The 10,938-nt window shown below is 47.1% G+C and carries 6 protein-coding genes; 1 reads left to right on the forward strand and 5 read right to left on the reverse strand.

All coding sequences use genetic code 11. The features are described from left to right. Positions 1 to 236: 236 nt before the first annotated feature. The 5 genes from NDA06_RS25290 to NDA06_RS25310 form a co-directional block, all read right to left on the reverse strand. Positions 237 to 359: a hypothetical protein gene (locus NDA06_RS25290; protein ID WP_277878960.1), complete on the reverse strand. Its 123-nt coding sequence runs from the start codon at positions 357 to 359 to the stop codon at positions 237 to 239. 19 nt (positions 360 to 378) lie between these two features. Continuing rightward, positions 379 to 1,365 carry a restriction endonuclease gene (locus NDA06_RS25295; protein ID WP_190415974.1) on the reverse strand — a complete coding sequence of 329 codons (987 nt, stop codon included), beginning with the start codon at positions 1,363 to 1,365 and terminating at the stop codon, positions 379 to 381. Positions 1,366 to 1,603: 238 nt separating this feature from the next. Further along, positions 1,604 to 2,560: a hypothetical protein gene (locus NDA06_RS25300; protein ID WP_190987036.1), complete on the reverse strand. Its 957-nt coding sequence runs from the start codon at positions 2,558 to 2,560 to the stop codon at positions 1,604 to 1,606. A gap of 195 nt (positions 2,561 to 2,755) precedes the next feature. Further along, complete coding sequence (locus NDA06_RS25305) at positions 2,756 to 3,046, reverse strand: hypothetical protein (protein ID WP_190531206.1); 291 nt, start codon at positions 3,044 to 3,046, stop codon at positions 2,756 to 2,758. 41 nt (positions 3,047 to 3,087) lie between these two features. Further along, positions 3,088 to 5,313, reverse strand: a complete 2,226-nt coding sequence (locus NDA06_RS25310) for an AAA family ATPase (RefSeq protein ID WP_190987038.1) — start codon at positions 5,311 to 5,313, stop codon at positions 3,088 to 3,090. A 313-nt stretch (positions 5,314 to 5,626) separates the two neighbouring features. On the opposite strand from NDA06_RS25310, the gene NDA06_RS25315 reads away from it, so the two are divergent. Beyond that, positions 5,627 to 10,807: a PAS domain S-box protein gene (locus tag NDA06_RS25315; protein WP_190987037.1), complete on the forward strand. Its 5,181-nt coding sequence runs from the start codon at positions 5,627 to 5,629 to the stop codon at positions 10,805 to 10,807. Positions 10,808 to 10,938: the final 131 nt, after the last annotated feature.

Consider the following 10,938-nt stretch of genomic DNA (forward strand, 5'->3'; position numbering starts at 1 on the left):
CATACCAACTCCCCAGTTTCTTGATGCTGATCTACTCCCTTATTGTGCAATCTCGATTATGAACTGGCACACTACTTGACCATTCATGCAGGAGGTCTATTGAAATTTATCAGTTCCACGATGAGCGCTACGTTTTAGTTCAACAGAGCCAATTTTTCCCTAGATTTGACTTGAATGACATCTTTAGCGAGTGCATTTCTGAGGCAGACTAATTGGGATCTGGCGCGATTGATAAATTAAGCGATCGCTATCCTCACCAATGCTGAAATGCGATTGCTGCCTTTGGCGTAGATATTGGACGGAAGTGGGCGTTGGCTTACAAGAGCGTCAACCCAAGCTACGGCGGTAGGCGATCTCACTAAAAGTTTAAGGCAATTGTCATTGCATAGATTTAGGTATTAGTTTTAACTTTACAGCTAGATTTTTGACAGCTGGTTTAGATAAAACTAATTCTTGAATATTTTTTCGATCCCAACGAATAACATGAATATATGAATGAATCTTTTCCCAATCTGATATTTCATCTCTACAATTATTAGCTAAATGACTTGAAACAGCAATAACAAAAACTGAAGGCTTGAATTTTTCTGCCCAAGTAAATGCATTTGAAAGATGTACCCAGTTTACGCCTTTTTTAAAGTGCTTGGCTTCAATAAAGTAGAGTTCTTCTCTCTCTTCATCCAAGCCACCATTTATTTTGAACTTAGCCTCTATATCTCTGCCCTTACCACCTGTTCCAGTTCTCCAATCGATATAATTTGGATTATAAGACTTGACTAGTTCATACACAATTTCTTCAAATTGCTTGTCATTAATAGCAGTCCAATTAAATCCATTTGCTTTTGATTTTGATTGATTGCTTTGACGAATGTTATGTGTATTAACTTGGTAATCTCTTTTTGCACCGTGTCTATTCCATGCTTGAATTACTTCGGGAGCTTCGTAGCCACATTTCTTGATCCAATTACAGACTGTGCGCTCGCTAACACAACATATAGCAGCAATTTTATAGGTTGACCAGTTCAATTTCTCATCTTCACCCATTGCCTCTAGTAGGGATAGTACCTTCTTAACAGTCCTACCCTTATCGTCATTTTTGCGTGGATAAATATACGGGTTAGAATGAACATCTACTAGGATAGTCTTCTGTCCCGCTAATTCAGCAGCTTTCAAAAGATTAATACCGTAAATAAGTCTGTAATGCTTGCCATCAAAAAAGCATATAACTGATGGATAATCGTCACCATCTCGCATAACTTTGGCAAAACGTTTAATTATACATATATGTTGTTTTTCCTTAGATTCAATATCACTGTCAGTGCGAATCATATCTAATGAGACGGATATTTCTTCTGATTGCGTCATGGTAAGATATTTCTGCAAGATCAAATCTTGATAGTAATGTGTATGTTAACAAACAGGTAATTTGCCTCTATTTGCTCTTCTACCGTCTTAGTTGTTCTAACTTGAAAGCCTATTTTTACAGCATTTCCTGCCCTAACTCCTCAATAGGGCGTGTTCGACCATGCTCTATACTCTCTATTCCTCGTTTGATGCCTGTACTTGTCTCCATTTGAGAGAATGAGGAGCGATCGCACTCTGGTTAATCTTTCTTTTTTTTACCTTTTTCCTTTTCTTTGTCCTTGTGCTTTTTCTTTTTGTCTTTACCTTTACCTTCAGTTTGTTCGGCTGCTCGTAAAATCAAATTTCGAGCCACAGTTTGCGTACCCGTATGCTCGTAGTAATTGGTTGACATATCTAGGAATGCAGCTAGATAATCCAACTTACTATCAGCCGTATTCATAAACTGTTGTAAGTGCCCCAAAACATTTTCTTGTGTTAACCCGCGAGATGCAACAAAGTTATTCATCCAGCCGTTAACTGAGGCAAAACTCTCACCGATGAAGCCTAATTTTCCAGCCGTAGTACCGCCAGGGATTGCACTGTTGATACTCTGATAGGTCGTATTTCCTTCTAATTGCGAAGGATTGACCTGGCTAAGAATAGATTGAGCTTTGAGGATGAAGTTGGGGCCAAGCGGAATCAATCCATCAACAGCAACTAGCGCAGCCATTCGCATTATGGATTCGTTGTGATACTTTCCTAAAGAAGTTCTAAATGCTTCAATGCTGGTAGGAATGCCGTGCAACCGACAAAAGGCAATCAACTCGACAACCAGCTTTAGGGACAAATCAATCGCTTGTACGGTATCCGCTTTGGGAGTAAGCTGGTTTAAAAAATTCAGGAAGCTGATTTTCTCGCCAACTTTGTTCGCTAGTGCTGCTGCACCAATGGCACTATCAGCACGGTCAATGGTTTGGTAAAGCCATAAGGTTTGTTGATAACTCTGGGTTGGATCGTTGTACAGCGCGATCGCTCTTTCGCCAATCTCCTCAATCAGACCTTTGTCGGTAACACCTGTCACCGCACGGATAGTATTTTCAAATCCCACCAAGTTTTGCCACTCACCGGGAACGACATAATCGAGCGATCGCAGCATATAAACGGTCATGCTGCTACTTGGCAGGTTATCTACTAATCTAGAAATAGATTGATTCATGAATTTAGCTCCTTTTTTCAGTAAATGTCTACTTCTTTTTAGCCTAATTTATAGGAAGAAGTGCTTTTTTTAAGTGACAGAATCAAGGTAAAATCGCTAGTGCTACCGCAACAAAGCCCATAAATTAGGTTGAGCATTGAAAACTTAACCGCTGTTTTGTTTAACTGCTGTCTGATTACAAATTACTTGTTATTACTACTGTTGCTTAATTAATGTTCGGAGTGAAAACCAAGCAATGGCAGCAAGGGGAAGGACAATACCCATACCAATGGCAGCCCCTTTTAAGCGTTGCATCCAGAGTAGAGTCATTTTGATACCAAACACTGTCACCACAGTGTTTGTCCATTCTTCTAGTTGATTAGGAGAACTGGTAGGAACCAGAACCATAATCGAAAAAAACAGTGCCAGATAGAAAGCTAATAACGCCGCTCCACCACCAACTAGCCCTAGAATGACTTTTTTGAGTATCTCAAGAACTTCTTCCATAATCTAAATACTCGAAATGAATCGGAAATCCGTCACGTCCCCTACGATAACGAAGATTGTACAAAAGCGATCGCGCTTTCCCAATTAACGGTCTGATGAAGCAGGGAGCGGATAAATAGCTCTTTTATAGTCCGAATTTCTTGTTCTTGGAGGTGCTTCGCCAAATGCGCCGCATAGGAGGGTCTATTCCTTACAGAAGTCGTTGCGAACCAGCGGTCAATTAAGGCGGGTGTAATATGCATGGAGGTTTGCGATCGCTCCTCAGTCACTTCAACCACCAATCCCGCCGACTCGAAAGCTTTTCTCAAATCAAACGCATCCCAGTTAACCATTGGATCTGACATGTCGCTGTAAATTGCCTCTTCCGCTGCCACTAATCGCTGGTATAAGTCGGCATTGGGTTTCGACTTTTCGAGCAAACGATAAAGCCGTTGCGTGTGGCGTGGCACTGTTTCTGCAAGTACCAAAACGCCCGACTGTTGCAGTAATTGGGCTAACCATTTGGCTGCTGCTGCTTTATCCGGTTCGTGGATAAGTGCATTTCGCCCGATGATGCAGTCAAATCGGATATCAGAGGATTGGGCAGCTAAAACCTTTGGCAATTGGGTTAAGGTAGCACTCAATAGGACGGGACGATTGAGTTCTGGAAGCGCTACCACTTGCTCTTGGAGTGCCTTTGCTTCATCAGCAGTGTGAGTACAGGCATAAACGCCACCTTCTGGTACGCGACGCAAAGCTTCAAAGGTGAGTAAACCACTCCCGGCATTCAAGTCCAAAATGACATGGTGACGCTGAAGTTGTGCAAGGGTGAAAATGCGATCGCGTATCCCTGCAAGTTGCTCGCCAATCTGACTCAACGTGCGCTGCAACCAACGGTCAACTGTGCGGTCAGTCGGGCCTGTTGTTAGCACTTCCACGGGTGAGATAAAAACACCTTCTGCCACTGCTTCCAACTGTGCTTCCCGATGACGCGCCACCTGCGTCTTAATTTCTCCTTCAAATCCCTGTGTTGAAGGTTGATAAAACACCTGTCCCTGCAAACTACTCGGTAAATACTGTTGTGCTACCCAGTGGTCGCGGTAGGCGTGAGGATAAAGATAGCCTGCACCATGTCCCAATCCTTTCTTGTCCCGGTTGGCATCCTTGAGGTGATTGGGTACCTCTGCCTCCCGTTCCTTTTCAACCACCGCTAGCGCATCAAAAAATCCCATCGTGCTGTTAGATTTGGGCGCATTGGCGAGATAAAGCGTGGCTTGAGCCAAGTGATAGCGTCCTTCTGGCATCCCCACCCACTCAAAGGCACTGGCGCAGGCATTTACAACAACTAAGGCATTGGGGTCAGCGAGTCCCACATCTTCACTGGCTAAAATTAACATTCGCCGGAAAATGAAGCGGGGGTCTTCCCCGGCATAAACCATTTTTGCTAGCCAATATAAAGCTGCATCCGGGTCGGAACCGCGCAAACTTTTGATAAAGGCACTAATCGTATCGAAGTGGGCGTCTCCTTCCTTGTCATAGAGTACAGCCCTCTGCTGAATCGATTCCTCCGCGACAGATAGCGTAATGCGAATCGTTCCAGTTTCGTCGGCGGGTGTGGTTTCGACGGCTAATTCCAAGGCATTGAGTAAGGAACGGGCATCACCATTAGCGACATTGACCAAATGTGCGATCGCATCCGGCTCTAAGATTACAGATAGCTGACCATAACCGCGTTCTGCGTCAGCGAGTGCCTGTTCGAGGACGCGGCGTAAGTCAGCTTCATTGAGGGGCTTTAGCTGAAAGATGCGGGAACGGCTGACAAGAGCTTTGTTAACTTCAAAATAGGGATTTTCTGTGGTTGCACCAATGAGAATCACCGTCCCATTTTCCACCCAAGGAAGCAGGGCGTCCTGTTGAGATTTATTGAAGCGATGAACCTCGTCAACAAAAAGAATTGTGCGCTGAGTGTGTTCTTTTTGGCGTTTTTGAGCGGTAGCGATCGCATCCCGAATTTCTTTTACCCCAGAAAGGACGGCATTAATCGCAATGAAGTGAGCGCGGGTGGTATTGGCGATAATCCGAGCCAGAGTTGTTTTCCCCGTACCCGGTGGACCAAAAAAAATCAGGGAAGAAAGCTGGTCAGCTTGAATCGCACGGCGTAACAAACGCCCGGAGCCTAGGATGTGGTCTTGCCCGATAAACTCATCAAGAGTACGTGGGCGCATCCTCGCAGCCAGGGGTGCATCTTTTTCCACTAATTGTTGGCGATGCTGGTCGAACAAGCCTATCTTCACCCGGTAGGAATTGCCATCTGTCAGTATAGACTAACCCATTAGACCTCCCCAGAAATTAGATTTCGGCTCAAGTCGCAAAAAGGTTTCTGGCTCTTTGAGAGTCGTCACTTTTCGTCGAAACTGTTGCCGAACACTTGCGTAATTTGCATGAGTTTGGCGCTAAAGGAAGGAACGCTAGCCCGATTCTCGTAGGTATCATCCGCATCCGTATTCCCTCTCTCCAAAGCATCTCTCTTAAGACGGATTCTCCTGACGTAGCGACTCAGATTGAATAGAGAAGACCGTGTATGTATACGGATGGCTGTTCATGAAGCGCGACGGCACAGGCAAGTTTGTTAGCAATTGGAACTCAGAGACGAAACAACGGGTTAGCCTATCTCTCACCGATACAGCATGGCGATCGCTCGATCAAGAGGCTCACAGGCGAGGAATTTCTCGCTCTGAAGTCATTGAACGCTTTGCCCGCACTCTTGAAAGCGAACAGTTGTTCCCTGCCCAAGAAACTGAACACAAGGTTGCAACGATTCTTGAAAGCATTACAGATGCTTTTGTCGCCTTCGATCGCGACTGGCGCTACACCTACGTGAATCGGGCGGCGGCTCAAATCCTGCACAAAACGCCAGAAGAGTTACTGGGAAAGCACGTTTGGAATGAGGTTTTTCCTGAGTTGGTCGGTGGCATTGCATATCGGGAACTACATCGGGCAGTGGCACAACAGGTTCCTGTTTCCTGGGAAGAATTTGGGGAATCTGTTCAGCGTTGGATAGAGGCGAATGCTTATCCCTCGACGGCAGGGGTAGCGGTCTATTTTCGGGATGTAAGCGATCGCAAGCAAGCGGAGGCAGAACGAGAACGGTTGTTGCACGAGCTTGAAATTGAACGCGCCCGATTTGAAGCCGTATTGCGACAAATGCCTGCTGGAGTCATGATTGCTGATGCGGCATCTGGTAAGTTAGCTCTGGCGAACGAACAAACCAAGCAAATTGTTGGGTATGGTTACGAACAGTTGCTTGAGCTTGAGGAATATGCACCCCTGATTCCCTGTGAAATCTTTCGCTTAAATGGTCAGCTCTATGCCCCTCATGAGTATCCATTGGTGCGATCGCTAAAAACAGGTGAGGTCGTCACCAACGAACAGATAGAAATTCATCGAGATGATGGTAGCCGCGTCTTCATTAACGTCAACTCAGCACCGATTTTAGATAACCAAGGGCAGATTATTGCAGCCGTCGTTATCTTCAAAGACGTGACCGATTACAAACAAATTGAACAGGCATTCCGAGAAAGCGATGAACGCCTGCAATTAGCACTGACGGCGGCTCAAACGGTTGTCTGGGATATGGATTTGCAGAGCAATCGAGTGGTGTGTTCTGCTAATGCTCTAGACTTTTGGGGTCTTTATGAAGGGACGGGAGAAGAGTTTGTTGCGCTCATTCATCCAGACGATCGACAACAGGTGATCCAAGCGACGGCAGGGGCAATGGCTGGAGAACAGCCCTACACACCGGAGTATCGAGTAATTTGTCCAGACGGCGTTGTGCGCTGGCTCAACAGTCAGGGGCAAGTCTATCGGGATGAGACGGGACGAGGAGTTCGCATGATTGGCGTTTCGGTTGACATCACCCAACGCAAACAAATGGAAGCGGAGCGCGATCGCCTTTTAGATCGAGAACAAACTGCCCGACTCGAAGCAGAAAGCGAACGCCAGCGGTTGCATGAAATCCTGATGCAATTGCCTGCCATGATTGGAATTGTTAAAGGTTCCGATCTTGTGTATGAATTTGCCAATCCAACTTATCTGCAAGTGGCTGGGCGCACTCCAGACATTATCGGTAAATCAATGCGGGACGTTTTCCCGGAGCTAGAGGGGCAAATTTACTTTGAAGCGCTCGATCGTGTTTACCGAACGGGAGAACCGTTCATTGGAAATGAGTCGCTTGCTTACTGGGATCGAAACAGCAATGGTGTGTTGGAAGAAGGATTTTTCAACTGCATCTTTGCGCCTTGGCGGGATGCGGAGGAAACCATTCAGGGCGTGTTGGTTTATAACATGGACGTGACAGCCCAGGTGCGGGCAAGGCAACAGATTGAGTCACTGCTGGCAGAGCTACAGGAAAAAGAACGACAGCAGCAGTTTCTGATTGAACTGAATGATGCGATTCGTGCCATTCAAGACTCGAAGGAAATTATGTGGCGGGTGGTTCGCTCCGCAGGAGAGCACTTCAATGTCACTCGCTGTACCTACGGTGAAATTGATTCCACTCAGGAATACGTCATCGTCGATCGCGACTATTGCAATGGTGTCGTCAGCATCGTCGGTAGCCATCACATGGATTCGTTTGGTCGTGAACTCATTGCTGAATTAAAGCAGGGCAAAACTATCGTCGTAGATGATGTCGATCGCGATCCTCGGACAGCCGGAGTTGGGGCGGCTGCCTTTGATGCAATTCAAACCAAATCTCTCGTGTGTGTTCCCTTAGTGAAAGAAGGGCGATTTGTTGCATTGTTAGTGTTGCACCATGTGGCTCCCCGGCGCTGGACGGAGGAAGATGTGGTGCAGATGGAGCGAATTGCTCAAAAAACCTGGCTAGCCGTAGAGCGATCGCGGGCAGAAGAACAATTGCGAGAAAGTGAAGCTCATCTGCAACTCGCGCTCAAGGTCGGACGCATGGGAACGTGGGACTGGGATATGCAGACCGAGGCATTGCTTTGGTCAGAAGGACACTTCACCGTCCTGGGTCTACAACCGAATGAATGCGAACCCAGCCATGAAGTTTGGGCAAGTCGGGTTCATCCCGATGACCTAGCAGAAGCTGAGGCGAAATTTCAGCAAGCCATAGCCCAAAAGAAAGAGTATCACCATGAATATCGCCTACGTTGGTCAGATGGCTCGGTTCACTGGGTGGAAGCGAGAGGAAAGTTTACTTATGATGTTCAGGGAAATCCCAAGCACTCGATTGGTGTCGTCATAAATATCACAGAACGCAAGCAAGCGGAAGAGGCGTTGCGTCAAGCCCTACAAAAGCTCAACTTCCATGTTGAAAACTCTCCTATGGCAGTCGTTGAATGGAATCGAGACTTTCAAGTCATTCGGTGGTCTGCTGGTGCAGAGCGCATTTTGGGCTGGAAAGCCGAAGAAATGCTGGGTAAATCTTTAACAGAGATACCTTTTGTCTTTGAGGAAGACCTGGAAGCAGTTGCTGAAGTCTGCCAACGGCTGGTCTATGGTGAAGAACCCCATATTTTTTCATACAACCGCAATTACACCGAAGATCGCAACATTGTGCATTGCGAGTGGTATAACTCCAGTCTCAGGGACGAATCGGGACGGATGATTTCGGTGTTATCGCTGGTGCTGGATGTGACGGAGCGCAAGCAAGCAGAACAAGAACGAGAACAACTGTTAGAACGCGAGCGCCTTGCACGCTCTGAAGCAGAAGCCGCACAGCGCCAACTGGAAACCATTTTTGAAACATCACCCATTGGACTTGCTCTGTTAGATGAAAAGCAGCGATTTATTGCCATCAACGAAGCATTAGCAGAAATTAATGGATTAACTCGCGAGCAACACTTAGGCTACTCAATTCCCGATCTTTTTGGTCAATTCGATCCCCAATTAGTTGAAGTCTTTCATCAGATATACACCACAGGGAATCCCTTCATTTCACCGAACTTTGCGGTGAAAGTTCCCGGACGCGGCGATCGCCGTCCCGGTTACTATAACGTTTACTATCTTCCGACTGTTAACTCAAATGGTCAGGTCGAAGGCGTTCTAGTCTATGTGGTAGATGTGACTGAGCGCGTCAGGTTAGAGCTTGCCCAACGCTTTCTCTCTGAGGCGAGTGCCGTGCTTGCATCCTCACTCGATTATCAAACGACTCTAGAGCGCGTCGCACAGCTTACGGTGCCGGAATTAGCCGACTGGTGTACGGTTCACATGATAGAAGAGAACGGTGCGATCGCGCAGATTGCGGTTGCTCACATCGACCCTGCCAAGCTGGAATGGGCATATCAGATTAGAGACAAGTATCCGATAAACCCAGATGACCCTCGCGGTGCTGCATACACATTGCGGACTGGACAACCGGATTTAGTGCCCGATATTCCTGATGAAGTGTTGGTGCAGGCAGCGCGTGATTCAGAGCATTTAGAGATTCTACGGCAGGTGGGATTCAAATCGGTAATGACGGTGCCACTACGAACTCAGGCACGAATTCTAGGGGTCATTTCCTTTATCTCCGCCGAATCAGAACGACAGTATACCCCGGCAGATTTGCAACTAGCAGAGGAATTGGCTCGTCGTGCATCCTTGGCGATTGACAATGCTCAGTTGTACCGGGCGGCTCAAAGCGATCGCGCCAAAGCAGAAACCGCTAACCGGATTAAAGACGAATTTTTAGCGGTGTTGTCCCACGAGTTGCGATCGCCCCTCAATCCGATTCTGGGCTGGACAAAATTGCTCCGAACTGGGCGACTCGATGCCACAAAAACGCAGCAAGCGCTGGAAACGATCGAACGCAACGCCAAGCTGCAAGCCCAATTAATTGAGGACTTGTTGGATGTCTCGCGCATTCTGCAAGGAAAAATGACGTTAAACGTCGCTCCCGTAAATCTAGCAGGAACGATTGAAGCCGCCCTAGAAACGGTACGACTAGCAGCCGAAGCCAAACACATTCAAATCCAAACTATATTTAATCCCGTTTCAGGAACGGTTTTAGGCGATACGAATCGCCTGCAACAAGTAGTCTGGAACCTCCTTTCCAATGCCGTGAAGTTCACCCCAAGCGGAGGACGAATCGAAGTGCGACTAGAGCAAGTTGGCACGTATGCTCAGATTCAAGTCAAAGATACTGGAAAAGGCATCAGTCGAGACTTCTTACCCTATGTGTTTGACTACTTCCGTCAAGAAGATGGGACAACGACCCGACAATTCGGCGGATTGGGATTGGGACTGGCGATCGTCCGTCATTTTACCGAACTGCATGGAGGAACCGTTCAAGCAGACAGCTTAGGACAAAACTTAGGGGCTACATTTACTATCCGGCTCCCGTTAAACCTCGTTGAGCCGGAACCCTCTTCCGATCGTAGGCATTCAGAAAATGCGACAGACTTAGCAGGTGTTCGGGTCTTGGTTGTGGACGACGATGCAGATATGCGGGAGTTGGCAGCATTCACCCTGACGCAATCTGGTGCAGAAGTTACGACAGCTGCTTCGGGTGTACAGGCATTGACCCACCTGAATCAATCTGTCCCCGATCTGTTGTTATGTGACATTGGGATGCCAGAGATGGATGGTTATGCGCTGATTCGGCAAATTAGAAAGTGGTCGCCCCAACAGGGAGGCACGATTCCTGCGATCGCACTTACTGCCTATGCTGGAGAAATCAATCAGCAGCAAGCCTTAGCTGCCGGATTTGGGATGCACATCTCGAAGCCTGTCGAACCGGAAGAATTGGTGCAAGCGATCGCGCGTTTGCTAAGACGCTGAATGATTTGAGGACTAGCCTAATGTTGCTTGGCATTGATTTAGGAACAGGCTCTGCTAAGGCATTGCTCCTAGCGACAGACGGAACCACTATAGGTGAGGCGTCAAGCTCTTATCCTGTTCATGCACACCAC

It is taken from the genome of Trichocoleus sp. ST-U1 (assembly GCF_039961835.1).
In the GTDB taxonomy this organism is placed as follows: domain Bacteria; phylum Cyanobacteriota; class Cyanobacteriia; order Cyanobacteriales; family FACHB-T130; genus FACHB-T130.

Coding starts and splice junctions, on each gene's coding strand:
- NDA06_RS25315 (WP_190987037.1), top strand. CDS start 5,627: ATGAAGCGCGACGGCACAGGCAAGTTTGTTAGCAATTGGAACTCAGAG.
- NDA06_RS25295 (WP_190415974.1), bottom strand. CDS start 1,365: ATGACGCAATCAGAAGAAATATCCGTCTCATTAGATATGATTCGCACT.
- NDA06_RS25300 (WP_190987036.1), bottom strand. CDS start 2,560: ATGAATCAATCTATTTCTAGATTAGTAGATAACCTGCCAAGTAGCAGC.
- NDA06_RS25305 (WP_190531206.1), bottom strand. CDS start 3,046: ATGGAAGAAGTTCTTGAGATACTCAAAAAAGTCATTCTAGGGCTAGTT.